The 25108-nt window shown below is 59.0% G+C and carries 30 protein-coding genes and 1 tRNA gene; 25 read left to right on the forward strand and 6 right to left on the reverse strand.

Going from position 1 to position 25108, the window contains the following annotated elements:
• Positions 1-2: 2 nt before the first annotated feature.
• From K0H47_RS28910 to K0H47_RS28950, 9 genes are read left to right on the forward strand one after another with little or no spacing between them, the layout of a single operon-like run.
• Positions 3-932 (forward strand): MerR family transcriptional regulator, encoded by a 930-nt coding sequence (locus K0H47_RS28910; protein ID WP_219274007.1) that lies wholly within the window; start codon positions 3-5, stop codon positions 930-932.
• A complete protein-coding gene (phrB, locus tag K0H47_RS28915; RefSeq protein WP_219274008.1) occupies positions 933-2378 on the forward strand; it encodes a deoxyribodipyrimidine photo-lyase in 1446 nt (481 codons plus the stop codon). It abuts the gene before it with no gap.
• Positions 2371-2793, forward strand: coding sequence for a nuclear transport factor 2 family protein (locus K0H47_RS28920; RefSeq protein WP_063033118.1), 423 nt, complete (start codon positions 2371-2373; stop codon positions 2791-2793). The genes phrB and K0H47_RS28920 overlap by 8 nt, the downstream gene beginning before the upstream one ends.
• Positions 2790-3572, forward strand: coding sequence for an SDR family oxidoreductase (locus K0H47_RS28925; RefSeq protein WP_093201729.1), 783 nt, complete (start codon positions 2790-2792; stop codon positions 3570-3572). The genes K0H47_RS28920 and K0H47_RS28925 overlap by 4 nt, the downstream gene beginning before the upstream one ends.
• Positions 3569-4816, forward strand: a complete 1248-nt coding sequence (locus K0H47_RS28930; RefSeq protein ID WP_177026493.1) for an NAD(P)/FAD-dependent oxidoreductase — start codon at positions 3569-3571, stop codon at positions 4814-4816. Before K0H47_RS28925 ends, K0H47_RS28930 begins: the two co-directional genes overlap by 4 nt.
• The gene (locus tag K0H47_RS28935; protein WP_093201738.1) at positions 4813-5619 is read left to right on the forward strand and encodes a DUF1365 domain-containing protein; all 807 of its coding nucleotides are present in this window, start codon (positions 4813-4815) and stop codon (positions 5617-5619) included. Before K0H47_RS28930 ends, K0H47_RS28935 begins: the two co-directional genes overlap by 4 nt.
• Positions 5606-6877, forward strand: a complete 1272-nt coding sequence (locus K0H47_RS28940; protein ID WP_093201743.1) for a cyclopropane-fatty-acyl-phospholipid synthase family protein — start codon at positions 5606-5608, stop codon at positions 6875-6877. Before K0H47_RS28935 ends, K0H47_RS28940 begins: the two co-directional genes overlap by 14 nt.
• Positions 6870-7361 (forward strand): DUF2878 domain-containing protein, encoded by a 492-nt coding sequence (locus tag K0H47_RS28945; protein WP_219274009.1) that lies wholly within the window; start codon positions 6870-6872, stop codon positions 7359-7361. Before K0H47_RS28940 ends, K0H47_RS28945 begins: the two co-directional genes overlap by 8 nt.
• Before the next feature lie 54 nt (positions 7362-7415).
• Entirely contained in the window at positions 7416-7721 is a 306-nt protein-coding gene (locus K0H47_RS28950) for a YkgJ family cysteine cluster protein (protein ID WP_177026491.1), read from the forward strand.
• A 138-nt stretch (positions 7722-7859) separates the two neighbouring features.
• Here the strand turns inward: K0H47_RS28950 and K0H47_RS28955 are convergent, their stop codons facing one another.
• From K0H47_RS28955 to hemA, 6 genes are all read right to left on the reverse strand, one after another.
• Positions 7860-8378 (reverse strand): acyloxyacyl hydrolase, encoded by a 519-nt coding sequence (locus K0H47_RS28955; protein ID WP_063033125.1) that lies wholly within the window; start codon positions 8376-8378, stop codon positions 7860-7862.
• 111 nt (positions 8379-8489) lie between these two features.
• Positions 8490-9284 (reverse strand): glutamate racemase, encoded by a 795-nt coding sequence (gene murI, locus K0H47_RS28960; RefSeq protein WP_219274010.1) that lies wholly within the window; start codon positions 9282-9284, stop codon positions 8490-8492.
• A complete protein-coding gene (locus K0H47_RS28965; RefSeq protein WP_219274011.1) occupies positions 9277-10032 on the reverse strand; it encodes a molybdopterin-synthase adenylyltransferase MoeB in 756 nt (251 codons plus the stop codon). Before K0H47_RS28965 ends, murI begins: the two co-directional genes overlap by 8 nt.
• The gene (gene prmC / locus K0H47_RS28970; RefSeq protein ID WP_093201760.1) at positions 10029-10856 is read right to left on the reverse strand and encodes a peptide chain release factor N(5)-glutamine methyltransferase; all 828 of its coding nucleotides are present in this window, start codon (positions 10854-10856) and stop codon (positions 10029-10031) included. Before prmC ends, K0H47_RS28965 begins: the two co-directional genes overlap by 4 nt.
• Positions 10857-11939 carry a peptide chain release factor 1 gene (prfA, locus tag K0H47_RS28975; RefSeq protein WP_003208405.1) on the reverse strand — a complete coding sequence of 361 codons (1083 nt, stop codon included), beginning with the start codon at positions 11937-11939 and terminating at the stop codon, positions 10857-10859.
• Positions 11936-13225: a glutamyl-tRNA reductase gene (gene hemA, locus K0H47_RS28980; protein ID WP_008432265.1), complete on the reverse strand. Its 1290-nt coding sequence runs from the start codon at positions 13223-13225 to the stop codon at positions 11936-11938. The genes prfA and hemA overlap by 4 nt, the downstream gene beginning before the upstream one ends.
• A 182-nt stretch (positions 13226-13407) precedes the next feature.
• Between hemA and K0H47_RS28985 the strand changes: the two genes are divergently transcribed.
• From K0H47_RS28985 to K0H47_RS29060, 16 genes are all read left to right on the forward strand, one after another.
• Positions 13408-15132 carry a tetratricopeptide repeat protein gene (locus tag K0H47_RS28985; protein ID WP_063033129.1) on the forward strand — a complete coding sequence of 575 codons (1725 nt, stop codon included), beginning with the start codon at positions 13408-13410 and terminating at the stop codon, positions 15130-15132.
• A gap of 4 nt (positions 15133-15136) precedes the next feature.
• Entirely contained in the window at positions 15137-15754 is a 618-nt protein-coding gene (gene lolB, locus K0H47_RS28990) for a lipoprotein insertase outer membrane protein LolB (protein WP_063033130.1), read from the forward strand.
• A gap of 1 nt (position 15755) precedes the next feature.
• The gene (gene ispE, locus K0H47_RS28995) at positions 15756-16607 is read left to right on the forward strand and encodes a 4-(cytidine 5'-diphospho)-2-C-methyl-D-erythritol kinase (RefSeq protein ID WP_063033131.1); all 852 of its coding nucleotides are present in this window, start codon (positions 15756-15758) and stop codon (positions 16605-16607) included.
• Positions 16608-16643: 36 nt separating this feature from the next.
• Positions 16644-16718, forward strand: a tRNA-Gln gene (locus K0H47_RS29000).
• A gap of 45 nt (positions 16719-16763) precedes the next feature.
• Positions 16764-17705, forward strand: coding sequence for a ribose-phosphate pyrophosphokinase (locus K0H47_RS29005; protein ID WP_003208392.1), 942 nt, complete (start codon positions 16764-16766; stop codon positions 17703-17705).
• Positions 17706-17843: 138 nt separating this feature from the next.
• Entirely contained in the window at positions 17844-18443 is a 600-nt protein-coding gene (locus K0H47_RS29010; RefSeq protein ID WP_017475980.1) for a 50S ribosomal protein L25/general stress protein Ctc, read from the forward strand.
• A gap of 165 nt (positions 18444-18608) precedes the next feature.
• Positions 18609-19193 (forward strand): aminoacyl-tRNA hydrolase, encoded by a 585-nt coding sequence (gene pth, locus K0H47_RS29015; protein ID WP_017475979.1) that lies wholly within the window; start codon positions 18609-18611, stop codon positions 19191-19193.
• A 23-nt stretch (positions 19194-19216) separates the two neighbouring features.
• Positions 19217-20317 (forward strand): redox-regulated ATPase YchF, encoded by a 1101-nt coding sequence (gene ychF / locus K0H47_RS29020; protein ID WP_017475978.1) that lies wholly within the window; start codon positions 19217-19219, stop codon positions 20315-20317.
• 421 nt (positions 20318-20738) lie between these two features.
• Positions 20739-21662, forward strand: a complete 924-nt coding sequence (locus tag K0H47_RS29025; RefSeq protein WP_219274012.1) for a sigma 54-interacting transcriptional regulator — start codon at positions 20739-20741, stop codon at positions 21660-21662.
• A gap of 183 nt (positions 21663-21845) precedes the next feature.
• On the forward strand, positions 21846-22022 hold the full coding sequence (locus K0H47_RS29030) for a hypothetical protein (protein WP_063033133.1): 177 nt from the start codon (positions 21846-21848) through the stop codon (positions 22020-22022).
• A 62-nt stretch (positions 22023-22084) separates the two neighbouring features.
• Complete coding sequence (locus K0H47_RS29035; protein ID WP_177071887.1) at positions 22085-22459, forward strand: hypothetical protein; 375 nt, start codon at positions 22085-22087, stop codon at positions 22457-22459.
• Positions 22460-22465: 6 nt separating this feature from the next.
• Positions 22466-23245: a type III secretion system inner membrane ring lipoprotein SctJ gene (gene sctJ / locus K0H47_RS29040; protein ID WP_093201781.1), complete on the forward strand. Its 780-nt coding sequence runs from the start codon at positions 22466-22468 to the stop codon at positions 23243-23245.
• Positions 23238-23777, forward strand: coding sequence for a type III secretion protein (locus tag K0H47_RS29045; protein WP_177026484.1), 540 nt, complete (start codon positions 23238-23240; stop codon positions 23775-23777). The genes sctJ and K0H47_RS29045 overlap by 8 nt, the downstream gene beginning before the upstream one ends.
• Before the next feature lie 16 nt (positions 23778-23793).
• Positions 23794-24384 carry a type III secretion system stator protein SctL gene (sctL, locus tag K0H47_RS29050; protein ID WP_063033137.1) on the forward strand — a complete coding sequence of 197 codons (591 nt, stop codon included), beginning with the start codon at positions 23794-23796 and terminating at the stop codon, positions 24382-24384.
• 104 nt (positions 24385-24488) lie between these two features.
• A complete protein-coding gene (locus K0H47_RS29055; protein ID WP_063033138.1) occupies positions 24489-24707 on the forward strand; it encodes a hypothetical protein in 219 nt (72 codons plus the stop codon).
• Between the two features lies 1 nt (position 24708).
• A complete protein-coding gene (locus tag K0H47_RS29060) occupies positions 24709-25101 on the forward strand; it encodes a hypothetical protein (protein ID WP_063033139.1) in 393 nt (130 codons plus the stop codon).
• Positions 25102-25108 lie beyond the last annotated feature (7 nt).

The following is a 25108-nucleotide window of genomic DNA, read 5'->3' on the forward strand; positions in this document are numbered from 1 at the left end:
CTATGACTTTCCCCCTGCAAGCACCTGTCGAAGACATCGCCGAGGCCATCGAACAAGGCTGGCTGCCGATCCGCGAAGTAGCGCGCCAGACCGGCGTCAACGCCGTGACCCTGCGCGCCTGGGAGCGGCGTTATGGCCTGATCGTGCCCCAGCGCACGCCCAAGGGGCACCGGCTATTCAGTGCCGAGCATGTACAACGCATCCACATCATCCTGACCTGGCTCAACCGCGGTGTGCCGGTCAGCCAGGTCAAGAGCCTGATCGACACCGCACAACCCGCCAGCCAACCGCCGGAGGAAAACGAATGGCATAACCGCCGCCAGCACCTGGTGCAGGCCATCAGCGAACTGGCCGAACGCCGGGTGGATGACGCCTTCAACCAGGCCATGGCCCTGTATCCGCCACGCACCTTGTGCGAGCAACTGTTATTGCCGTTGCTCAGGGAGCTTGAACTGCGCTGGCAGGGCCAATTCGGTGCGCAGATGGAGCGGGTGTTTTTCTATTCCTGGCTGCGCAGCAAATTCGGCGCGCGGATGTATCACAACAACCGCCAACTCAACGGCGCGCCGTTACTGCTGATCAACCATTCCGACCTGCCGCTGGAGCCGCACCTGTGGCTCACCGCCTGGCTCGCCAGCAGCGCCGATTGCCCGGTGGAAGTCTTCGACTGGCCATTGCCGACGGGCGAACTGGCCCTGGCCGTCGAACGCCTGCAACCCCGGGCAGTACTGCTGTATTCGAGCAAGACGCTCCATACGTCGGCGCTGGAAAAACTATTGAGTGGCTTCAGTTGCCCAAAACTGATAACCGGACCAGCGGTATGCATCCATCAGGCCGAGCTGTCCGTATTAACCCAAGACATTCCTGAATTGCTCCTGGCCGAAGACCCATTGTCGGCCCATCAGGTACTGATCCAGCGTGGACTTATTTAAATGCACTTGATCTGGCTGCGCACCGACCTGCGCCTACATGACAACACCGCCCTCGCCGCCGCCGCACAGCGTGGCCCGACAGCGGCTGTCTACCTGATCAGTCCCGAGCAATGGCTGGCCCACGATGACGCGCCGTGCAAAGTCGACTTCTGGCTGCGCAACCTCAAGAGCCTGAGCGTCGCGCTGGGGGAGTTGAACATTCCTCTATTGATCCGCCATGCCTCGACCTGGGACCAGGCACCACAAGTCCTGGCAGACCTGTGCCAGGAACTGTCGGTCGAGTCGGTGCACGTCAATGACGAATACGGCATCCACGAAGCGCGCCGCGACGCCGCCGTGGCCGAGACCCTCGAAGGCCGAGGCGTTACGTTTCACAATTACCTGGACCAGTTGTTTTTCCAGCCCGGCAGCGTCCTGACCAAGACCGGCACCTACTTCCAGGTATTCAGCCAGTTTCGCAAGGTCTGCTACAACCTTCTGCACGGCGCCTTGCCGCGCCTGGTAGCGACACCCAAGGCACAGGCGGCACTCAAGCTCAAAAGCGACCCGGTCCCGGATCACGTCGAGGGTTTTGCCACCCCAAGCGAAGCCTTGCGTGCCCTGTGGCCTGCCAGCGAAGCCGAAGCCCGGCGCCGTCTCGATCAATTCGCCGACGCGCAAATCAGCTATTACAAGGACGAACGCGATTTCCCGGCCAAGCCCGGCACCAGCCAGCTTTCGGCCTACCTCGCAGCGGGCGTGGTCTCACCGCGCCAGTGCCTGCATGCCGCGCTGCAAAGCAACCAGGGTGAATTCGAAAGCGGCGACATCGGCGCGATTACCTGGATCAACGAGCTGCTGTGGCGCGAGTTCTACAAACATATCCTGGTGGGTTACCCACGGGTCTCACGCCACCGCGCGTTCCGCCCGGAGACTGAAGCCGTGGCCTGGCGCAACAGTCCGGAAGACTTGAAGGCGTGGCAGGAAGCCCGCACCGGCCTGCCGATCATCGACGCGGCCATGCGCCAATTGCTGGAAACCGGCTGGATGCACAACCGCCTGCGCATGGTGGTGGCGATGTTCCTGACTAAAAACCTGCTGATCGACTGGCGCGAAGGCGAGCGTTTTTTCATGTGTCACCTGATCGACGGCGACCTCGCGGCGAACAACGGTGGCTGGCAGTGGAGTTCGTCCACCGGCACCGACTCGGCGCCGTACTTCCGGATTTTCAGCCCCTTGAGCCAGTCGGAAAAATTCGACGGTGAAGGCGTGTTTATCAAGCACTGGCTGCCACAACTGGCAGCGCTGAACAAAAAGGAAGTGCACAACCCCGATGCCGTGGGCGGCTTGTTTGGCGTAGCGGACTACCCTCGTCCTATCGTCGATCTGAAAAAGTCGCGCGAGCGCGCGCTCGCCGCCTTCCGCAGCCTGCCTTCACGCCAGGCGGTCGGGGGTGGTTATGAGTGATTTCCTGCGCCGCTTCGCTCAGACCTTTGCCAGTGTGGACAAACACAATCTGCACCTGCTCGACAGCCTGTACAGCCAGGACATCAACTTCACCGACCCGCTGCACGAAGTGCACGGGCTGCCGGCGCTGCACCGTTATTTCGCCGAGCTGTACGACAACGTTACCCAGCTGCGTTTTGACTTCCATGGCTTCGATCAAGTGACCGAAGGCGAAGGCTACCTGCGCTGGAAAATGAGCTTCTGCCACCCACGCCTGGGCGGGGGGAAAGTGATTCGTGTCGAAGGCTGCTCGCATCTGCTGTGGCGCGACAAGGTGTACCACCATCGGGATTATTTCGACGCGGGTGCGCTGCTGTATGAACACGTGCCGGTCCTCGGCGGTGTGGTCAGTTGGCTGAAAAGGAGAATGGGATGAACCTTATGCCGCCCCGTCGTTATTGGCTGACCGGTGCCAGCAGTGGCATCGGTGCCGAACTGGCCAAGGCGCTGCTCGAAAGCGGTGCCCATGTGGCTGTCAGTTCCCGCTCCAAAGAGCCGCTGGAACAGCTCGCCCAACAATACCCCGGGCAAGTGCTGGTGGTAGCGGGCGACCTGACCAACAGCCAGACCGTGCGCGAAATCGGCGAGCATATCGGCGTGGCCTGGGGCTCGCTGGACACCGTGATCCTGAATGCCGGCACCTGCGAATACGTGGACGCCAGGCAGTTCGATTCCTCGATCATCGAGCACGTAGTGCGCACCAACCTGCTGGCCAGCAGTTACTGCATCGAAGCCGCCCTGCCGCTGTTGCGGGCCGGCCACACACCGCACCTGGTCGGCGTCGCCAGCGCCGTGACCTACCTGCCAATGCCCAGGGCTGAAGCTTATGGTGCCTCCAAGGCGGGACTGCGTTATCTGTTCGAATCCCTGCGCATCGACCTGTCGCCCGAGGGCATTGACGTCACCGTGGTCAGCCCGGGCTTCGTCGATACACCGCTGACCGCCCGCAATGACTTCCCGATGCCCTTGAGCTGGCCGGCGGACAAAGCCGCGCGACATATCTTCGCCAAGCTGCAAAACCGGCCCTTGGAAATTGCTTTTCCGGCCCTGTTTATTGCCGCGCTGTGGCCGCTGTCGAAACTGCCGAACCGCGCCAAGCTGATCATTGGCAAACGCATGTTGCGCAGTCCGCCGCCGCGCAAGGACAACCTGTGAAGATCGCCATTATCGGCAGCGGCATTGCCGGACTGACCAGTGCCTACCTGCTCAGCCGCCGCCACGACATCACCCTGTTCGAAGCGGGCGACCGCATCGGCGGGCACACCCACACGGTGAGTGTCACGGTGGATGGCAAAAGCTACGCAGTGGACACCGGCTTCATCGTGTTCAACAACTGGACCTACCCTAACTTCATCAAGTTGCTGGGGCAGATCGGTGTGACGTTCAAACCCACCGAAATGAGTTTTTCGGTGTGCGACCCGAACGCCGGGTTTGAGTACAACGGCAACAACCTCAACAGCCTGTTCGCCCAGCGCCGCAATATGCTGTCGCCGGGGTTCTGGGGCATGTTGCGCGACATCCTGCGCTTCAACCGCCAGGCACCGCTGGACTTGCAAGAGCAACGCATCAGCGCCGAGATGACCCTGGGCGAGTACCTGCAAACGGGCGGCTACGGCCAGCGATTTATCCAGCACTACATCGTGCCGATGGGCGCGGCGATCTGGTCGATGTCCCTGGCTGACATGCTCGGGTTTCCCCTGCAATTCTTCGTGCGGTTCTTCAAGAACCACGGCTTGCTATCGGTGAGTAACCGCCCACAGTGGTGCGTGATCGAAGGCGGCTCCAGCCGTTATATCGAACCGCTGACCCAGTCCTTCCGTGAAAAAATTCGCCTCAATTGCCCCGTCACCCGGGTAGAGCGCACACCGATCGGCGTGGTTATCCACAGCGCGGCAGGCAGCGAGGCATTCGACAAAGTCGTGTTCGCCTGCCACAGCGACCAGGCCCTGGGGTTGCTGGGGGATGCGAGCCTGGCCGAGCAACAGATCCTCGGCGCCTTGCCCTACGCCGACAACGACGTAGTCCTGCACACCGACACCCGCTTGCTGCCCGACCGTAAATTGGCTTGGGCCAGCTGGAATTACCGCCTGGACAGCAGCACGCAAAAACAGGCTGCCGTGACCTACGACATGAACATCCTGCAGGGCATCGACAGCACCACCACCTTTTGCGTCAGCCTCAACCAGACGGCGATGATTAACCCGCTCAAAGTCCTCTCCCGCTACACCTATGCCCACCCGCAATACAGCCTGGCCGCCGTGGCCGCTCAAGCGCGCTGGGAAGAATTGCACGGCACGCAGCACACCTATTATTGCGGCGCGTATTGGGCCAACGGTTTCCACGAAGACGGCGTGGTCAGCGCGTTGCGGGTGGCCAAGGCATTTGGGGAAACCCTGTGAACAGCGCCCTGTACAGCGGCTGGATCGCCCATCGGCGTTTTACGCCCAAGGGCCACGCCTTCCGCTATCGGATCGGCCTGCTGTACCTGGACCTCAGCGAACAGCACGAAGTCTTCGGCTTGTCGCCATTGGCCGGCGACCGCTGGGCGCCGTTCGCGTTTCGCCAGCAGGATTACCTGCGTGAATTTACCCGTCACGGCATGAGCTTGACCGATGCCGTACGTCAAGAAGTCGGCAAGGCCCTGGGGCGCATCCCACTGGGCGCAATCTGCCTTCTGACCCAGGCTCGCAGTTGGGGCCTGGCTTTTAATCCGGTGAGTTTCTTCTACTGCTTCGAGGCCGATGGCACCTTGGCCGCGATTCTGTGCGAAGTGACCAACACCCCGTGGCGCGAACGCTATCACTACGTGCTGCCGGCCATGGCGCTGCCTGCCGGTGAGCATCAGCACTTCGCCGTGGCCAAGGCCTTTCATGTCTCGCCATTTTTGCCCCGGGACCTGGAATACCGCATGAGCTTCAGCCCGCCCGCCGCGAAACTCGGCGTACACATGGCCGACTGGCAGGGCGAGCTGAAAGTTTTCGACGCCACCTTGAGCCTGCAACGCGAGGCGCTGAACCGCGCCAGCCTGCACCGTTACTTGTGGCGCTTTCCGTGGATGACCGCCAAGACCTGCCTGGCCATTTATTGGCAGGCCCTGCGCCTCCTGCTTAAACGCACGCCGATTTTTTCCCATCACGCCGCCGAAGGCGCTTCTCGCACCGCAGTCGGGTACACCAAGGATCGCCGCCATGAAATCCCCTAGCTTATCGGTCAAATCCAATCGCTTGAACGTCAACGGCATGACCGCCGCACTGCTGCGCAAAGCGGTGCTGCGCCAGCTCGGCCAACTGCGCCACGGCCAGTTGGTGGTGATTGAGGACGGTGAGCGACAAGTCTTCGGCGCACGGGAAGCGCACCTGCTGGGGGAAATCCAGATCCTCGATTCGGCCGTGTGGGGGCTGGTGGCAGCCAACGGTTCCATCGGCGCAGGCGAGGCATTTATTCATGGCTACTGGAGCAGCCCCGACCTGACGGCCGTGGTGCGGGTGATGGTCAGCAACCTCGACGTGCTGGATGCACTGGAAGGTGGCCTGGCCAAACTCGCGCGGCCCTTCACCCAAGGCCTGCACTGGCTCAACCGCAACACGCGTAAGGGCTCGCAGAAGAACATCGCCGCCCACTACGACCTGGGCAATGACCTGTTCGAAGAATTCCTCGACCCGACCATGATGTATTCGGCCGCACAGTTCCTCACCGCCGACGACACCCTGGAACAGGCACAGTTGAACAAGCTGGAGCGCATCTGCCAGAAGCTCGCGCTGAAACCGTCCGACCACCTGCTGGAAATCGGCACCGGCTGGGGCAGCATGGCGATTTATGCCGCACAGCAGTACGGCTGCAAGGTCACCACGACGACCTTGTCCAAAGAGCAGTTTGCCTACACTGAAAAACGCATCGAGGCCCTGGGTTTGCAGAATCAGGTGACGTTGCTGCTGGAGGACTACCGCGACCTGAGCGGGCAGTACGACAAACTGGTGTCCATCGAGATGATCGAAGCCGTGGGCCATCGCTTCCTGCCGACCTACTTCAAACAATGCGCTCAGTTGCTCAAGAGCAACGGCCTGATGTTGCTGCAAGCCATCACCATTCGCGAGCAGCGCTACGAACAGGCCAAGAGCAGCGTGGATTTCATCCAGCGCTACATTTTCCCCGGCGGCGCCTTGCCCTGCGTGCAGAAAATGCTCGAGATCGTCAGCCGCGACACCGACATGAACCTGCTGCACATGGAGGATTTCGGCCTGCATTACGCACGAACCCTGCGCCTGTGGCATGAGAACTTTCGCCGCGCCCACAGCCGCCTGACGGAAATGGGCTACGACGAATATTTCCTGCGGCTGTGGGAGTTTTACCTGTGCTACTGCGAGGGCGGCTTTATGGAGCGCACCATCGGCACCGCACAAATGCTCCTGGCCAAGCCGGCGGCCCTGACCCAGCCCCTGCTCGGGCGCTTTGATGCTTAAACCGCTGGCAAATGCCGTGCTGTTCCAGTGCGGTTGGTTTGCCTGTGTGTTGGGCGGCGACAGTCTGTGGCTGTTGGTGGGGTTGGCGGTGCTGGTAATCCACCTGCTGCGGATAAGTTCGTGGTCAGCGGAAGGCCAGGTGATTCTTGCCGTCACCTTGTTGGGCACCGTGATCGACACCGTGCTACGTGCATTCGGCGTGTTTCATTTCAGCCTGCCCGGGCCGTTGGCGCCATTGTGGCTGATCCTGTTGTGGGCATTGCTGGCGACCACGCTGCGCCATTGCCTGGCCTGGAGCGCGCAGCCCTGGTGGCGTGCGAGTTTGTTGGGGGCGGTGGGCGGGCCGTTGTCCTATTACGCGGGCAGCCAACTGGCCGGGGTGAGTTTCGGCTATGGCACCGTGCCGACAGTCATCGGCCTGGCGTTACTCTGGGGGATGATTTTTCCATTGTTGCATTGGGTCGCCAGGCAGTTGGCACATTGACGTCCGTCAGGCCTTTCACACACCTATGAGCCGCTTGCCTTACACTGCGCGCCTATGACCAACATCCCCCACACGCAAATCGCCGAACCCACCGTCACCTGCTCCACCTGCGCCGCGTGCTGCTGTCAGTTGGAAGTCATGCTGATCACCGACACCGGCGTGCCTGACCGCTTTATCGATACCGACGATTGGGGCGGCGAAGTCATGCTGCGCCTGGATGATGGCTGGTGCGCGGCGCTGGATCGCGACACGATGATGTGCACGATTTATGAGAAGCGGCCGCTGATCTGCCGGGAGTTCGAGATGGGCGCACCGGAGTGCATCGATGAGCGCCAGGGGCTTGCGACGGTGTATCGCTGATTTTGAAAAACCAACGATGAGCAAATGTGGGAGCGGGCTTGCTCGCGAAAGCGGTGTGTCAGTCAACTGATTCGTGGCTGATACGCCGCTTTCGCGAGCAAGCCCGCTCCCACAATGGTTTTGCGGTGTTCTGAAGAATTACAGTGGCATCGTGTAGTGCAACGAATAGCTCTCGACACCATCGTTATTGCTGCTGATCCCGGCATTCGAGTAATGAGTAGCCCGAATACCCACTTCACTCCCACCGACAAAGCGCAGACCAAAGCCCAGTCGGTCTTCAAACTGGAAAGCCTGGCCGATGTTGTTGTCTTCGACCCTTGTGCGGGAGAACACGGCCACGCCAACCCCAGCCTCGATGTACGGTTTCACCCTTTCCCCGGCAAACTCATAAACAAAAACCGGCGAGAACGAAAGGCTGCTGACGCTGGCGCGCTTGTCACCGTCCCAGTAGGTGTAGGCTCCGCTCCAGTACCCGGTCACGCGGCCCGTATCGGTCTGCCACCAGCTTTTATCCCAATCAGATGTCAGCCCCAACCGATAAGTCATGGTCGAATCGCTGGTACTCCCCACTCCAAATTCCAGGCCTGCCGCCTGCGCTGAAAAAGAGTGCCCCACCACAGCGGCCGCAATCGCGGCCAAACAGAACCAGCGCTTCATAAGAAACATCCTTTACGAACGAAGTTGTATGATTTTGTACAGGCTAACTTGCTATAGAAGTCGCCGTTTATGCAGAAGTTCAGTCAGTAATTCGGTTATTTCACGAAATTTTCACAGGCCAAAGCTACGCACAACGCAGGAAAAATTCCATAGGGTAGGTAGGATTTTTCTTAGATGCTCTGGATCGCCGCTGGTCCAGAACTGTGCCGGCACGGGATTGCCAGTGGCCAGCAGTTCGCGATCACTCAACAGGCGCTGTAATTGACGCGCTACTGCAGCGCCGGTGTCGATCAGAATGATCGTCGGCGGGAGCATCTCGGCGAGCAGTGGTTTGAGGAATGGGTAGTGGGTGCAGCCGAGGATGATGGTGTCGCAACCGGCAGCGATCAACGGTTCGACATAACCCTGCAACATCACACGCAAGGCCGGGCTGCTCAAATCGCCGGTCTCGATCAGCTCCACCAGGCCCGGGCACGGCTGGGTGATCACCCGAACATCGGTGGCGAAGCGGTCGAGCAAGGCGGCGAACTTGGCGCTTTGCAGGGTGCCGGTGGTCGCCAGCACCCCGACCACGCCGCTGCGGGTCGCGGCGGCGGCGGGTTTGACCGCAGGCTCCATACCTACCAGCGGCCAGTCGGGATAGTCCTGGCGCAAGTCGGCGACTGCGGCAACAGTCGCCGTGTTGCAGGCAATCACAAAGGCTTTGGCGCCCTTCTCACGGAAGAACGCCGCCACCCGTCGCGAGCGATCAAGGATGAAGGCCGGGGTTTTCTCGCCGTAGGGGATGTGCCCGCAATCCGCTACGTACAGCAGCGATTCATGGGGCAGCAGACACTGGATTTCGTCCAGCACCGACAGGCCGCCGACGCCGGAGTCGAACACACCGATCGGCGCGTCCTTAACCATGGTGGCTGCCGCAGACGCTGCAACCGGGGTCACGCTTGACCCGCAGCTCGCGGAAGCGCGTGGTCAGGGCGTCGATCAACAACAGCCGCCCCACCAGCGGCTCGCCGAAACCGGCCAGCAGCTTCAAGGCTTCCAGGGCCTGCAGGCTGCCGACCAAGCCCACCAACGGGCCGATCACGCCGGCTTCACTGCAGGTCAGTTCGGTTTCGCTGCCGTGCCCGTACAAACAGTGGTAGCACGGGCTTTCGGCGCGCCGTGGGTCGAACACCGACAGCTGGCCTTCCAGGCGAATCGCCGCACCACTGACCAGAGGCTTGCCGGCGTCAACACAGGCAGCGTTGACCGCTTCGCGGGTGGAGAAGTTGTCGCTGCAATCGAGTACCACGTCGACCGCCGCCACGGCAGCCGCGAGGGAATCAACATCCAGCGCACTGCGATGGGCGACCAACTGTATTTCAGGATTGATCGCACTCAGGCGGCGAATCGCCGAATCGACCTTGCTCAGGCCGACGCTGTCGGTGTCATGGATGATCTGGCGTTGCAGGTTGGTCAGGTCGACCGTGTCGAAATCCGCCAAATGCAGCGCACCTACACCCGCCGCCGCCAGATACAGCGCTACCGGCGAACCAAGACCACCGAGCCCGACGATCAGCGCGCGGCTGTTTTTCAGGCGCAACTGGCCTTCGATGTCGACATGCTGCAACAGAATCTGTCGGCTATAGCGCAACAGCTCCTGATCATTCATCACGGCCGGCGCCCCAAGGTGATGCGCTCGTGGCCACCGAGGTCGATGCGGCTGTGGACGTCTTCGAAGCCTTCACTCAGCAGCAGGTCGCGCACGGCGGCCGCCTGGTCGTAACCGTGTTCCAGCAACAGCCAGCCAGCAGCGTCGAGGTGCGCGGGCGCCTGGGCGATGATCAGCCGCAGGTCGTCCAGGCCGTCATGCCCGGCCACCAGCGCGCTGGCCGGCTCAAAGCGCACATCACCGGCCACCAGATGCGGATCGGTATCGGCGATATATGGCGGGTTGCTGATGATCAGGTTGTAGGTGCGGCCTTCAAGGGCGCTGAACCAATGGCTGTTCAGCACCGTGGCGTTATTCAGGTGCAGGCGCTGGCGGTTGCGTTCGGCCAGGGCCACGGCTTCCAGCACGCGGTCGACAGCCGTGACTTGCCAGGCCGGGCGTTCGCTGGCCAGGGCCAGGGCAATTGCGCCGCTGCCGGTGCCGAGGTCGAGGACCTTGGCCGGTGTAGCAGGCAGCAATTCGAGAGCGGCTTCCACCAGCATCTCGGTTTCCGGACGCGGGATCAGCGTGTGCGGCGCCACTTCCAGATCGAGCTTCCAGAAGCCTTGCTGGCCGAGGATGTAGGCCACAGGCTCGCCGGTGCGGCGGCGTTGCAGGTAGTCGGCAAAGGTCAGTGCGTCTTCGCTGCTGACGATTTTTTCCGGCCAGGTGTGCAGGTAGCTGCGGGACTTGCCCAAGGCAGCCGCCAGCAGCAACTCCACGTCCAGGCGCGCAGTGGGCGAGTCCGGCAGGTCGGCGGCGCGTAACAGGCTGGCGATAATGGTCATTTATTCACCTATCGCTGCGAGCTGGTCGGCCTGGTATTCGGCCAACAATGGCTCGATCACCGCATCAACGCCACCGGCAAGGATTTCGTCCAAGGAGTACAGCGTCAGGTTGACGCGGTGGTCAGTGACCCGGCCCTGGGCAAAGTTGTAGGTACGGATACGCTCGGACCGGTCGCCCGAACCCACCAGCAATTTACGCTCGCTGGCAATCGCGTTGGCGGCAGCGCTGGTCTGCTGGTCATTGAGCTTGGCCGACAGCCAGGACATGGCCCGCGCACGGTTCTTGTGCTGGGAACGTTCTTCCTGGCATTCCACCACGATGCCCGAAGGCAAGTGAGTGATGCGGATCGCCGAGTCGGTCTTGTTCACGTGCTGGCCACCGGCGCCCGATGAGCGGTAGGTGTCGACCCGCAGATCTGCCGGGTTGATCTCGATGGCTTCCTGTTCGTCAGGCTCGGGCAACACGGCCACGGTGCACGCCGAAGTGTGGATGCGGCCCTGGGATTCCGTTGCCGGAACCCGCTGCACGCGGTGCACGCCCGACTCGAACTTCAGCTTGCCGTAGACATTCTCGCCTTCAACCCGGGCGATGACTTCTTTATAGCCGCCGTGTTCGCCCTCGTTCTCGGACAAAATCTCGACCCGCCAGCCGCGACGTTCGGCATACCGCGAGTACATGCGGAACAGGTCGCCGGAGAAAATCGCCGCCTCGTCACCGCCGGTGCCGGCGCGGATTTCGAGGAACACGTTGCGCCCGTCGTTAGGGTCCTTGGGCAGCAGCATGCGCTGCAGGTCGCCTTCCAGTTCGATCAGCTTGTCCTTGGCTTCTCGCACTTCTTCAACGGCCATTTCGCGCATGTCCGGGTCGCTGTCCTTGAGCAGCGCCTGTGCGCCTTCGAGGTCAGCCTGAACCTTGAGCAACTGTTTATAGGTGCCCACGATCGGCTCAACTTCCGCGTATTCCTTGGAATAGGTGCGGAACTTGGTCTGATCGGAGATGACCTCGCCGTCGCCGAGCAGGGCGGTCAGTTCTTCGAAACGGTCCTGAAGGACGTCCAGTTTATTGAGCAGTGACGCTTTCATTGCGGTTTTTTATCCGAAGAGCTTTCTGTCGCGCCCTCACCGAGGGCAAAGAGTTCCTGGGCCATGGCCAGCGCATCGAGGCGGCCTTCGGCGGTAAGCTTTTTCAACTGAACACTGGGGGCGTGCAGCAATTTGTTGGTCAGGCCGCGTGCCAGTTGCATCAGCACGTCTTCGGCGCTGCTGCCGTTGGCGAGCATACGCTGGGCCTTGATCAATTCCTCGTCCCGCAAGCGTTCGCCTTGCTGACGGTAGGCCTTGAGCACGTCCACTGCCGCCAATTCACGCAGGCGCACCATGAAGTCGTCAGCACCGGTGCTGACCATCTCCTCGGCGGCCTGGGCTGCGCCCTGGCGGCTCTTGAGGTTTTCGGCCACCACCTCGTGCAGGTCGTCGACGCTGTAGAGGTAAACGTCGTCCAACTCGCCGACTTCAGGCTCGATATCCCGAGGAACAGCGATATCCACCATGAAAATCGGCTTGTGCTTGCGCAGTTTCAGGGCGCTTTCCACCGCGCCCTTGCCAAGGATCGGCAACTGGCTGGCGGTGGAACTGATGACGATATCGCTGCGCACCAGTTCGGCCGGGATATCCGAGAGCAACACCGCATGGGCACCGAACTGCTCGGCCAGAATGCTGGCGCGCTCCAGGGTACGGTTGGCGACAACGATGCGCTTCACCCCCAGCTCATGCAGATGACGGGCGACCAGGGTGATGGTCTCGCCGGCGCCGATCAGCAGGGCCTGGCTGCGTTGCAAGTCACTGAAAATCTGCTTGGCCAGGCTGACGGCGGCAAACGCCACGGACACCGGGTTTTCACCGATGGCGGTATCGGTGCGCACTTGCTTGGCGGAATTGAAGGTGGCCTGGAACAAACGCCCCAGCAGCGGGCCGATGGTGCCGGCCTCGCGGGCCACGGCGTAGGCCGATTTCATCTGGCCGAGGATCTGCGGTTCACCCAGCACCAGCGAATCGAGCCCGGAGGCGACGCGCATCATGTGACGAACTGCCGCATCCTCTTCGTGCACATATGAGCTTTGGCGCAGTTCATCAAGGCTCAAATGGTGGTAATCGGCCAGCCAGCGCAGCACCACATCCGCTGAAAGATGCTCCTGCTCTATATAGAGCTCGCTGCGATTGCAGGTCGAAAGGATCGCAGCTTCGCGACTGTCGGTGAGCCGGCAGAGCTGCTGCAAGGCCTCAACCAACTGCTCGGGAGTAAAAGCCACGCGCTCGCGGACGTCTACAGAAGCAGTCTTGTGGTTAATACCGAGTGCAAGGAAGGCCATTCAATATCGCTGATGATGTCGGGAAGCCGACAATTGTCCTACTTCGAATGATTCAGAACAACCACCGTAGGCTATTGTCCTAATGCCTTGTGTCTATAAAGGCATCCACTGAGACTCGGTTATGTTTGGCCGAAGGCTTGTGTCATGATGATCCGACCGCAGGTTAGTCGTCCTCTTCCTATATGAATAGATCTTCCGCGTTGCTCCTTGCTTTTGTCTTTCTCAGCGGCTGCCAGGCCATGGCACCCGTGTCGCCGGACGGTACGCCGCCGGTAGAAGACAGCACCCCCGCCCCTGAAAAGCCCAAGGTTTATTCCTCGTTCAGTGAAGAAACGGTCTTCAGTCTGCTGAGCGCGGAGCTGGCCGGCCAGCGCAATCGTTTCGACATTGCCCTGGATAACTACGTGACCCAGGCCATCAATACTCAGGATCCGGGGATTTCCGAGCGCGCGTTTCGTATCGCCGAGTACCTGGGCGCCGATCAGGCCGCCCTGGACACCTCGCTGATCTGGGCGAAAAACGCTCCTGACGATCTCGAGGCGCAACGGGCAGCCGCCATTCAACTGGCCCGCGCCGGGCGCTATGACGACTCCATGGTCTATATGGAGAAAGTCCTGCAGGGCAAGGGCGACACACATTTCGACTTCCTCGCGCTGTCGGCCGCCGACACCGATCAGGACACCCGCAACGGCCTGATGAAGAGTTTCGACCGTCTGCTGCAAAAACACCCGAACAACAGTCAGCTGATTTTCGGCAAGGCGCTGTTGCTGCAACAGGATGATGAGTCCGAGGCCGCGCTGAAGTTGCTGGAGCAACACCCGCCGGAAGACGGCGAGATAGCACCGATCCTGCTGCGCGCCCGCCTGCTGCAAAACCTTAACCGCGGCAAGGAAGCGATTCCGCTGCTGGAAAAAAGCATCAAGAAGTACCCGGGCGACAAACGCCTGCTGCTGACCTATGCGCGCATGCTGGTTGAACAGGACCGCATGGAAGATGCCAAGGTGCAGTTCGCCAACCTCGTCCAGCAATACCCGGACGATGACGAATTGCGTTACTCCCTGGCGCTGGTGTGCCTGGAAGCCAAGGCATGGGATGAGGCCAAGGGCTACCTGGAAGACTTGATCGCCCGCGAAAGCCACGTTGATTCGGCGCACCTGAACCTGGGTCGCATCGCTGAAGAACGCAACGACCCGCAAGCCGCGCTGCTTGAATACGCCCAAGTTGGTCCTGGCAATGATTACCTGCCGGCCCAACTGCGCCAGGCCGATATCCTGATGAGCAACGGCCGCACCGACGAGGCCGAAAAACGCCTGGCTGCCGCACGGGATGCCGAGCCGGACTACGCGATCCAGCTGTACCTGATCCAGGCCGAGACCTTGTCGGCCAACAAGCAAGGCGATCGCGCCTGGAAAATCCTCCAGCAAGCCTTGCTGCAATACCCGGACGACCTGAACCTGCTGTACACCCGCGCCATGCAGGCGGAAAAACGCAATGACCTGGCGCAGATGGAAAAAGACCTGCGCCTGATCATCAAGCGCGATCCGGACAACGCCATGGCACTGAACGCCCTGGGTTACACCTTGTCCGACCGTACAACGCGTTACGCCGAAGCCAAGGAGCTGATTGAAAAGGCTCACCAGCTGAACCCGGAAGACCCGGCCGTACTCGACAGCCTCGGCTGGGTGAATTACCGCCTGGGTAACCTGGACGAAGCCGAACGCTTGCTGCGCCAGGCGCTGGAGCGCTTCCCCGACCAGGAAGTGGCCGCACACCTGGGCGAAGTGCTCTGGGCCAACGGCAAGCAGCGTGAAGCGCGACAAATCTGGGAGAAGTTCCTCAAGGAACAACCCGAAAGCCCAATCCTGCGCAGTACCATCAAGCGCCTGACCGGATCCGAGACCCTTTAATTTTATGTTTTTGCGCCACGTCATCGTATTCAGCTTTATCGCCCTGCTCGCCGGCTGTTCCGGCCTCGGCACCCGTGAATCTGTCGAAGGCCCGGGCAACCCGGCGCAATGGCAGCAGCACAAGGATCAACTGAGCAGCCTTGACGGCTGGCAGATCGAGGGCAAGGTCGGCATTCGCGCTCCGAAAGATTCAGGCAGCGGCACCTTGTTCTGGCTGCAACGCCAGGACTATTACGACATTCGCCTGTCCGGCCCGCTGGGTCGCGGCGCGGCACGCCTGACCGGCCGACCGGGGCAAGTCAGCCTGGAAGTGGCCAATCAGGGCCGCTTTGAGGCGCCGACGCCGGAAGCCCTGCTGGAAGAACAGATGGGCTGGAAACTCCCCGTATCGCACCTGGTGTGGTGGGTACGCGGTCTTCCGGCGCCAGACAGCAAGAGCCGCCTGAGCCTCAATGGCGACAGCCGCCTGGCTTCGCTGGAACAGGATGGCTGGCAGGTCGAGTACCTGAGCTATGTGCAACAGAATGGTTACTGGCTGCCCGAGCGCATCAAGCTGCATGGCACCGACCTTGACGTCACGCTGGTGATCAAGGACTGGCAACCTCGCAAACTGGGGCAGTGACATGACCGCGCAACGTCTGACCCTGCCCTCCCCGGCCAAACTGAATTTGATGCTGCACATTCTCGGTCGCCGTGAAGACGGCTATCACGAGCTGCAGACTATTTTTCAATTTCTCGATTACGGCGATGAGCTGACTTTCGCCGTTCGCGATGACGGCGTGATTCAACTGCACACCGAATTCGAAGGCGTGCCTCACGACAGCAACCTGATTGTGAAGGCCGCGAAAAAACTTCAGGAACAATCCGGTTGCCCATTGGGCATCGACATCTGGATCGAAAAAATCCTGCCCATGGGCGGCGGCATCGGTGGCGGCAGCTCGAATGCCGCGACAACTTTGCTCGGCCTGAATCACTTGTGGCAGCTGGGTTGGGACCACGATCGCCTGGCGGCGCTGGGCCTGACACTGGGCGCGGACGTCCCGGTTTTCGTGCGTGGGCACGCTGCTTTTGCCGAAGGCGTGGGGGAGAAACTCACCCCTGTAGACCCCGAAGAGCCTTGGTATGTCGTGCTTGTTCCGCAAGTATCTGTAAGTACAGCAGAAATTTTTTCAGATCCACTGTTGACACGTAACTCTCCTCCCATTAAAGTGCGCCCCGTTCCCAAGGGAAACAGTCGAAATGACTGCTTACCGGTTGTAGCAAGGCGTTATCCAGATGTACGTAACGCTTTGAATTTGTTAGGTAAATTTACCGAAGCAAAATTAACCGGAACTGGAAGTTGTGTGTTTGGGGGCTTCCCAAGCAAAGCTGAAGCTGATAAAGTCTCGGCCCTTCTTACAGAGACCCTTACAGGGTTTGTAGCAAAGGGAAGCAACGTTTCGATGTTGCATCGCAAGCTGCAAAGTCTGCTCTAAAGGAACCGAGTACTGGGTACTCGTTGCAACAGATACAGGGGCGTCGCCAAGCGGTAAGGCAGCAGGTTTTGATCCTGCCATGCGTTGGTTCGAATCCAGCCGCCCCTGCCATTTTCTATACTCATCCAGGTTACCCTCAGCCTCTAGGTACTGCGCGTGTCCAAGATGATGGTCTTTACGGGGAATGCTAACCCCGATCTGGCTCGGCGTGTTGTACGTCAGCTGCATATCCCTCTCGGTGACATCTCTGTCGGTAAATTCTCCGACGGCGAAATTACAGCCGAGATCAATGAAAACGTTCGCGGTAAAGACGTCTTCATTATTCAGCCGACTTGCGCTCCGACCAACGATAACCTGATGGAACTCGTCGTGATGGCTGATGCCTTCCGCCGCTCCTCAGCGACTCGAATCACAGCTGTAATCCCTTACTTTGGTTATGCCCGTCAGGATCGCCGTCCGCGTTCCGCACGTGTGGCTATCAGCGCGAAAGTCGTTGCTGACATGCTGACCGTGGTAGGCATCGACCGTGTTCTCACGGTTGACCTGCACGCTGACCAAATCCAGGGGTTCTTCGATATTCCGGTAGATAACATCTACGGCTCCCCCGTCCTGGTGGATGACATCGAAGACCAGCGCTTTGAAAACCTGATGATCGTGTCCCCGGACATTGGTGGCGTCGTGCGTGCACGGGCTGTTGCCAAATCCCTGGGCGTGGATCTCGGGATCATCGACAAACGCCGTGAGAAAGCCAATCACTCTGAAGTGATGCATATCATCGGTGATGTCGAAGGGCGTACCTGTATTCTGGTTGATGACATGGTCGACACCGCCGGCACCCTGTGCCACGCGGCGAAAGCCTTGAAAGAGCACGGTGCAGCAAAAGTCTTCGCCTACTGCACACACCCTGTGCTGTCGGGCCGAGCGATCGAGAACATCGAGAACTCAATGCTGGACGAACTGGTGGTGACTAACACCATCCCGTTGTCCGCTGCCGCTCAAGCCTGTTCGCGTATCCGTCAACTGGATATCGCACCGGTAGTTGCCGAAGCGGTTCGCCGCATCAGCAACGAAGAATCGATCAGCGCGATGTTCCGTTAAGGGTTAAACCTTAGCTGCATCAACCTGACGAAAAGCGCCCCGCCCCAGCATTCTGTTGGGGCGGGGCTTTTTTGCCCATATCGCCTTTAGCGCTGGTCGCAAACGCTAGGGCGAATGTGGTTATTTTGGAGATACAACATGAACGAATTTACTTTGAATGCTGAACTGCGTTCCGACCTGGGGAAAGGTGCGAGCCGCCGCCTGCGTCGTCTCGCAAGCCTGGTTCCAGCTGTAGTTTACGGTGGCGAAAAAGCCCCTGAATCCATCAGCATGCTGGCTAAAGAAATCGCCAAACTGCTCGAAAACGACGCGGCCTACAGCCACATCATCGAGCTGAACGTTGGTGGCAAGAAGCAGAACGTCATCATCAAGGCACTGCAACGTCACCCAGCCAAGGGCCACGTACTGCACGCTGACTTCATTCGCGTTGTAGCCGGTCAAAAACTGACCGCTATCGTGCCTGTGCACTTTGTTGGTGAAGAAGCTCCGGTCAAGAAAGGCGGCGAAATCTCGCACGTTGTAGCCGAGATCGAAGTGACCTGCCTGCCGAAAGACCTGCCTGAGTTCATCGAAGTCGACCTGTCGGCTGCTGAAATCGGCGACATCATCCACCTGTCCGACCTCAAGGCCCCTAAAGGCGTTGAGTTTGTTGCACTGGCTCACGGTGATGACAAAGCTGTTGCAAACGTACACGCTCCACGCGTTGCACCAGAAGCTGAAGAAGGCGCTGCAGAGTAATTCACTCTGTAATGCCGGAGCTTGAGGAAACATCGCGGACCGGAACGTAGCGAGAAAGCGGGCGAGAATGCGAAGTTGGCCTCTAACGGTTAATGAGTTTTTGTCGTTCACTTTCGCCGCACCCACGGCGATGTTATCCACAACTCCAAAGGAAGGGCCCCTGTCGTGACTGCCATTAAACTGATCGTTGGCCTGGGAAATCCAGGCGCCGAATACGAACAGACCCGGCATAACGCGGGGGCCCTTTTTGTTGAGCGCATCGCCCACGCACAAGGTGTAAACCTTACGGCCGATCGCAAATATTTCGGCCTGACCGGACGCTTTTCGCATCAGGGTCAGGATGTTCGTCTGTTGATTCCCACCACCTACATGAACCGCAGCGGCCAGGCTGTCGCGGCGCTTGCGGGCTTCTTCCGGATCAAACCCGAAGAAATCCTGGTGGCCCATGACGAACTTGACCTGCCACCCGGCGTTGCCAAGCTCAAGCAAGGCGGCGGCCATGGCGGGCATAATGGCCTGCGGGACATCATCGCGCAGTTGGGCAATCAGAATACGTTTTACCGCTTGCGGCTTGGCATCGGCCACCCGGGCGTTGCCAGTATGGTTTCAAATTTCGTCCTGGGTCGTGCGCCACGCGCCGAACAGGAAAAACTCGATGCCAGCATCGATTTTGCCCTCGGCGTGCTGCCGGATATCTTCGCCGGTGAATGGAACCGTGCGATGAAAAACCTGCACAGCCAGAAGGCCTGACTCTTTACCCGAGGGGAAACACCATGGGATTCAATTGCGGCATCGTCGGCCTACCTAACGTCGGCAAGTCCACCCTGTTCAACGCCCTGACCAAATCCGGGATTGCGGCGGAGAACTTCCCCTTCTGCACCATCGAGCCGAACACCGGTATCGTGCCGATGCCCGATACACGCCTGGACGCCCTGGCGGCCATCGTGAATCCAAAGCGCATCCTGCCGACCACCATGGAGTTCGTCGACATCGCAGGCCTGGTTGCCGGCGCGTCGAAAGGTGAAGGCCTGGGCAACAAGTTCCTCGCCAACATCCGTGAGACCGATGCCATTGCGCACGTGGTCCGCTGCTTCGAAGACGAGAACGTAATTCACGTCTCCAACAGCGTCGACCCGAAACGCGACATCGAGATCATCGACCTGGAACTGATCTTCGCCGACCTAGACAGCTGCGAGAAGCAACTGCAAAAGGTCACCCGTAACGCCAAGGGCGGCGACAAGGACGCAGTGGTCCAGAAAGCCTTGCTGGAGCAGTTGATTGCCCACTTCACCCTGGGCAAGCCGGCACGCAGCCTGATGAAGAGCATGAGCGCCGACGAAAAGGCCGTGATCAAGGGCTTCCACCTGCTGACCACCAAGCCTGTGATGTACATCGCCAACGTGGCTGAAGACGGTTTCGAGAACAATCCGCTGCTCGACGTGGTCATGGCCATTGCCGAAGAAGAAGGCGCGATGGTCGTACCGGTCTGCAACAAGATCGAAGCGGAAATCGCCGAGCTGGAAGACGGCGAAGAGAAGGACATGTTCCTCGAGGCCCTGGGCCTGGAAGAGCCTGGCCTGAACCGCGTGATCCGCGCCGGCTACGAAATGCTGCACCTGCAGACCTACTTCACCGCCGGTGTTGAAGAAGTCCGCGCTTGGACCGTCAAGGTCGGTGCCACTGCCCCGCAAGCCGCTGGCGTGATCCACACCGACTTCGAAAAAGGCTTCATCCGCGCCGAAGTCATCGCCTACAACGACTTCATCCAGTTCAAGGGTGAAGCCGGAGCCAAGGAAGCCGGTAAATGGCGCCTGGAAGGCAAGGAATACATCGTCAAGGATGGCGACGTGATGCACTTCCGCTTCAACGTGTAAGCGTCAACTGCGGCCCATGCCGCAAACAAAAAAGCCGATGCAGTGCATCGGCTTTTTTGTGGGCGAACAGTTTTGCATTGAACAACCCGGCAGTAAGACACATTCGTTAACTTTATATATTAAAAAACAAAAACACTCACAAAACCAATACCCCATCACTTGGCGACAAAAACCCTTCAGACTCCAAAATTCTCCAGCCACTTTAGGATTTATCCTTCGCAGAATGAGAAATCAAACTAACAAAACGAGTTGCCTTCTTTTTACTCCGCCTACTCTTAATCTTTTCTACACACTTAGGGCCGCCTTTTGACCTCTTACCCAAGATGACAAAGCAGATGTTTTCCGATTTACTTCCCGGCATTCGAAAGGACTAATAAAGTCTAACAACAGTGATGCGACCCAATATTGGAGCAACAACAATATGCCGGCCTCCTATCACAATGAGGATGTAACAGACTCACCCCTTACCGAATGCCCCGCCATTGAAGCCACTATCCATAATACGGCCACACTTAATATCGATATGCTACTGCTGGGCGAAACCGGGACAGGTAAAGATACTTTGGCACAACGCATACATCTGCTGTCCCGCCGAAAGGGCAACTTTGTTGCCGTCAACTGCGCCGCGATACCGGAAAGCCTGGCTGAAAGCCAACTGTTTGGGGTCAACAGCGGCGCCTATACCGGTGCGATGCAATCCCGGGCAGGGTTTGTCGAAGCCGCCCACCTGGGCACGTTGTACCTCGATGAAATTGACAGCATGCCTCTCAACTTGCAGGCCAAGCTGCTGCGAGTGCTGGAGTGCCGGGGCGTTGAACGCCTGGGCTCCACGCGGTTCATTCCGGTGGATATGCGGGTCATCGCCTCCGCACAGCAATCACTGCATGAGATGGTCGAACAGGGAGCGTTCAGGCGCGACCTGTACTTTCGCCTGAATGTGGTCGATATCCAGCTGCCGCCCCTGCGGGAACGGCGTGAGCGGATTGTGCCGTTATTCCTGAACATGGTCCGCGAAGAGTCAGAGTTCTTTAAGTGCCCCGCACCCTCTCCCCCCAGTGCGCTGCTGCAACGGTTGCTGTGCCATCCCTGGCCGGGCAACGTTCGTGAACTGCGTTCGGCGGCGAAGCGTTTTGTGTTGGGTCTGCCACCGCTTTCAGAGTCGGTGGCGGGCCATCAAAAGACAGAAACCTGCCTCAAGGAACGGCTGCAGCAAATCGAGAAAACGCTGATTGAAGAGTCGCTTCGCCGTCACGGCCAATGTGTTGATGGCGTGGCCGTTGAACTGGGGGTTGCGAAACGCACGCTCTATTACCGCATGAAGCAACTGGCTATATCACTGGACTAGTGCCCGGTGCAGCGAGAAATATTCAGATACAGCGGCCCTTCTGAAAGGTGGAACGCCACCGTCGCTACAACCACACAAGCTACGGGTCTTGCTAGAGCTAACGTGAACGCCCAACAAAGGTGCGTACACACCAAGTACGGCCACGAGTACTTTCCTTTTCATTCGAAATAATGGAGTAACCATATGTCCCGTATCAGTGATACCGCCCCGGCAAATACCTATCCGTCTCAGGGCTTCGGCGGCGGTGAAAACGACGACCTCAAGCAGTTAAGAAAAGCAGAAGCCCGGGAGTCGCTCAAAGACGGTATCGAGGCTTTTAAAATTACCGAAAAGAAAAAAAATATTGAAGCAATTCGCTAACCAACAGACCGCCCTGCCTTTAGGCAGGTGCGGTTTTTTTATTCCGGCCCAAGGAGCTTTGTATGCAGACAGAAAATGATGTTTCGTTAGAAAACACCAGAGTTACTACAACTTCCTGGATTCAGCCAGCCTCCCCCCCCTCACAAAAAACTGAAGATGCACATTTTTTCGAAGCAAAGGTGGAGCACTCGACGCTTCCCGTTAATACTGCCGCGCCAGGGAACATCTCGAATATCCTGACAGAGGCGTCAGCCTTGTTGGTCAAGTCGACAAACCGTATGAGCAAAACCCTGACAGCCTTCAACACCACCCACAACGAAAAAGAAAAACTTAAATATTCCACCGAGCTCTCCAACACGGTGTTGTTAAACCACGCAGCCACGAAAAGTATCGGGAAAGCCATACAACTTGTCGAAAAAGTCGGCAACTTACAGTAGGTAAAAATGATCCGTCCACTGGCCACCGGGTTCATCTTATGTCTGACGCTCATGCTCAGCGGCTGCGGTGAACGCGTCGAACTCCATCGCCAACTCTCTGAGCAGGAAGCCAATGAAGTCATCGCGGAACTGGCAGACAAGCACATACGCGCGCAAAAGATCCCCGCCAAAGATGGTGTTGTCGTGCGGGTCAACGCCACTGACATCAGCCGTGCCGTACGTACGCTGGAGGCTGTCGGATTACCCAGGGTTGCCCGTACCACCCTGGGAGATACCTTCCGTAAGGAAGGCGTTATCTCCACTCCGCTTGAAGAGCGCGCCCGCTATATCTATGCCTTGTCCCAAGAGCTGGAAGCCACCTTGTCAAACATTGACGGGGTGATTGTGGCCCGAGTGCACGTTGTGCTGCCTGAACGCATAGCGCCTGGCGAACCTGTACAACCGGCATCTGCTTCGGTATTCATCAAGCATGACCCACGGCTGGACCCCGACAATATCCGCGCACGCGTTCGCAGGATGGTCGCCAGTAGCATTCCCGGCATGACCACAGCTGTGGATAACTCACAAAAGCTGACGGTGATTTTCGTACCTGCCGCAGCCTATCAGGAGCAGCAACGCCTGAGCTACTTCGGGCCCTTCCTCATTCCAGAAAATGATCTGGCGTTTTGGCGGAACAGTATCGCGTTGTCACTGGCAGGTCTGGTTCTGGCGATCATAGCAGCGGTGTTGTGGCGTAAGCGGCTTCAGCAAACGGCACTTGCCCGAGCTCGGCCACCCAATGACTGAACAACTGAACTGGGTTCAGTGGTGGGCCTTCCCATGGAGGTCTGCACATGCGGACTGGAACGTCGCCGACAAGTATCGCGCTCTGGACGCACTCTGTCGCAGCAATCACGCCTTGGCGAGCACAACATTGGGTATCCCGCCCTGCCTGCCCGCCACACCCCACGTCACGGTGCTTCGACTGGCCCTCGCATCAAAAGCGCAGCTCGAACTGATGCTGGCGCTGCTGAGTGATACCTGCCATCGCCCGATTGACGGGGTGTTGAGCGAAAACCAGCACCTGTGGTGCCTGAGCCTATCGAAGGCACTGAATCCAAACACGGTACTGTCCCACGACGACGATCCACTGCAGCTACTGCGTGCGTGGGTCGAACCCACTGTCTGGCAGCGACTTCGCCTGCGCTTTGCGCGTCATCGTGTACTGGCACTGGAGCAAAAAAACGCCGACTTTTACGACGTCCACAACCGGCTCGATATCCTCTGGCAAGCAGTCGTCTGGCGTGTCACGACGACAAACGACGAACGCCTCCCCTGACGGAACTGCCCCCATCATGTTACGCCGACACAAAATTGCCCTGCACGATGGAACGCCTGGCCCGACACGCCTGTTGATCACGCGAGAAGAAATTCAGGAGAGTGCCCAGGCCAATCAACTGTTGGAGCGCGCAAAAGTCCAGGCTGAGCACCTGCTGCTACTGGCAGCAGAGCAACGCGAAGAACTGCATCAAAAGGCCAGCGTGGAGTTCTGGCAGCGCGCCAACTCCCAGCTCAAACAATGGGAGAGCCAGCATCAAATGCTGAGCGACAACCTCGAACAATATGCGACGTCCATCGCCAACCAGGCCCTGCTCTGCCTGCTGGATGATGTCGCACCAGCGCAACGCGTCAGCGCCTTGATCAAACAATTGATGGCCGCACAAATGCCGGCGGTCAAGGCGACTCTCCTCTGCCATCCACTTGAGCGTGAGACCGTGGAGCGCTGCCTGGCCAGGCATGGGGCCACTCCCTGGATAGTTCGTACTGAGGAGTTGATCAAACCCCAGACGCTCGTACTGGAAACGGATGAAGGGGACTTTCGTATCGACTGGCTCTCAATGCGCGACATTTTGCTCGCACCCAAGGCCGGCAAGCACAGTGAATGACACTGCCGTCGACAGCCCCTCTGTGTGTTACAAAAAACTCAATGTGGATGGAACTGACAGTCGGAGGCAAACCACACAGCTCAAACACATCTGGAGTGAAATCTATGAATTTTTACGGGAACTTGAGAAGCCAACTTTTAAGACAACTCAACACCGATACCAATCGTGTTGCCGCCATCGCCAATGAGCCGGAAATCGACAACGTGGACATGGCCTATTTCGGCGATCTCATTAAACAAGAACGCCTCTCTTCGTTCGCGTTTCACGAACAGGTCCGCGTCCAACACTCACTGTTCAAGACTGTGCTCGACGGCGTGCAGTAAGTTGCAGTCGCTGATTACTCGCTGGGTGAACGGTACAGAAGGCCAGCTCAGACTGTTCGAAGACGATGACGAGATTATTTTTCAGCGTATATCGAACACCGTGCAACTGAGTGTCCAGCTGACTCAAAGTCGCCCGGACACCTTACGCCTGCAAACCTTGATGCGCCTGGGAGGCGCCAGCCTGAATCACTTTCACGGCGCACTTGCCCTGGAGCCGGCCAGTGGCGTGCTCTGGCTCGTCCAGTGCCTGCGGGAGGGGGCCGACGAGAAGCGCCTGTTGGGGTGTCTCGAAGCTCTGCTCAACCAGCGTGACACCTGGCGCGCCATCGTCGCACGCCTCGCAGCCCCAACCCGGAAACCCATGCCCACGTCCCTACGCTCGCTGCCGTACTAATTCAGAG

The sequence above is a fragment of the Pseudomonas sp. Xaverov 83 genome (genome assembly GCF_019352905.1).
Taxonomy (GTDB): Bacteria; Pseudomonadota; Gammaproteobacteria; order Pseudomonadales; family Pseudomonadaceae; genus Aquipseudomonas; species Aquipseudomonas yamanorum.

Excerpts from the sequence above, each read along its gene's own strand:
- ispE (WP_063033131.1), top strand. The coding sequence starts at position 15,756 with ATGACCGCGCAACGTCTGACCCTGCCCTCCCCGGCCAAACTGAATTTG.
- prfA (WP_003208405.1), bottom strand. The coding sequence starts at position 11,939 with ATGAAAGCGTCACTGCTCAATAAACTGGACGTCCTTCAGGACCGTTTC.
- sctJ (WP_093201781.1), top strand. The coding sequence starts at position 22,466 with ATGATCCGTCCACTGGCCACCGGGTTCATCTTATGTCTGACGCTCATG.
- phrB (WP_219274008.1), top strand. The coding sequence starts at position 933 with ATGCACTTGATCTGGCTGCGCACCGACCTGCGCCTACATGACAACACC.
- K0H47_RS29035 (WP_177071887.1), top strand. The coding sequence starts at position 22,085 with ATGCAGACAGAAAATGATGTTTCGTTAGAAAACACCAGAGTTACTACA.
- K0H47_RS29030 (WP_063033133.1), top strand. The coding sequence starts at position 21,846 with ATGTCCCGTATCAGTGATACCGCCCCGGCAAATACCTATCCGTCTCAG.
- prmC (WP_093201760.1), bottom strand. The coding sequence starts at position 10,856 with ATGACCATTATCGCCAGCCTGTTACGCGCCGCCGACCTGCCGGACTCG.
- K0H47_RS28955 (WP_063033125.1), bottom strand. The coding sequence starts at position 8,378 with ATGAAGCGCTGGTTCTGTTTGGCCGCGATTGCGGCCGCTGTGGTGGGG.
- K0H47_RS28925 (WP_093201729.1), top strand. The coding sequence starts at position 2,790 with ATGAACCTTATGCCGCCCCGTCGTTATTGGCTGACCGGTGCCAGCAGT.
- lolB (WP_063033130.1), top strand. The coding sequence starts at position 15,137 with ATGTTTTTGCGCCACGTCATCGTATTCAGCTTTATCGCCCTGCTCGCC.
- K0H47_RS28950 (WP_177026491.1), top strand. The coding sequence starts at position 7,416 with ATGACCAACATCCCCCACACGCAAATCGCCGAACCCACCGTCACCTGC.
- sctL (WP_063033137.1), top strand. The coding sequence starts at position 23,794 with ATGTTACGCCGACACAAAATTGCCCTGCACGATGGAACGCCTGGCCCG.
- K0H47_RS28945 (WP_219274009.1), top strand. The coding sequence starts at position 6,870 with ATGCTTAAACCGCTGGCAAATGCCGTGCTGTTCCAGTGCGGTTGGTTT.
- K0H47_RS29045 (WP_177026484.1), top strand. The coding sequence starts at position 23,238 with ATGACTGAACAACTGAACTGGGTTCAGTGGTGGGCCTTCCCATGGAGG.
- K0H47_RS29055 (WP_063033138.1), top strand. The coding sequence starts at position 24,489 with ATGAATTTTTACGGGAACTTGAGAAGCCAACTTTTAAGACAACTCAAC.
- K0H47_RS28940 (WP_093201743.1), top strand. The coding sequence starts at position 5,606 with ATGAAATCCCCTAGCTTATCGGTCAAATCCAATCGCTTGAACGTCAAC.
- K0H47_RS29010 (WP_017475980.1), top strand. The coding sequence starts at position 17,844 with ATGAACGAATTTACTTTGAATGCTGAACTGCGTTCCGACCTGGGGAAA.
- hemA (WP_008432265.1), bottom strand. The coding sequence starts at position 13,225 with ATGGCCTTCCTTGCACTCGGTATTAACCACAAGACTGCTTCTGTAGAC.
- K0H47_RS28910 (WP_219274007.1), top strand. The coding sequence starts at position 3 with ATGACTTTCCCCCTGCAAGCACCTGTCGAAGACATCGCCGAGGCCATC.
- K0H47_RS29025 (WP_219274012.1), top strand. The coding sequence starts at position 20,739 with ATGCCGGCCTCCTATCACAATGAGGATGTAACAGACTCACCCCTTACC.
- K0H47_RS28985 (WP_063033129.1), top strand. The coding sequence starts at position 13,408 with ATGAATAGATCTTCCGCGTTGCTCCTTGCTTTTGTCTTTCTCAGCGGC.
- K0H47_RS28920 (WP_063033118.1), top strand. The coding sequence starts at position 2,371 with ATGAGTGATTTCCTGCGCCGCTTCGCTCAGACCTTTGCCAGTGTGGAC.
- ychF (WP_017475978.1), top strand. The coding sequence starts at position 19,217 with ATGGGATTCAATTGCGGCATCGTCGGCCTACCTAACGTCGGCAAGTCC.
- murI (WP_219274010.1), bottom strand. The coding sequence starts at position 9,284 with ATGGTTAAGGACGCGCCGATCGGTGTGTTCGACTCCGGCGTCGGCGGC.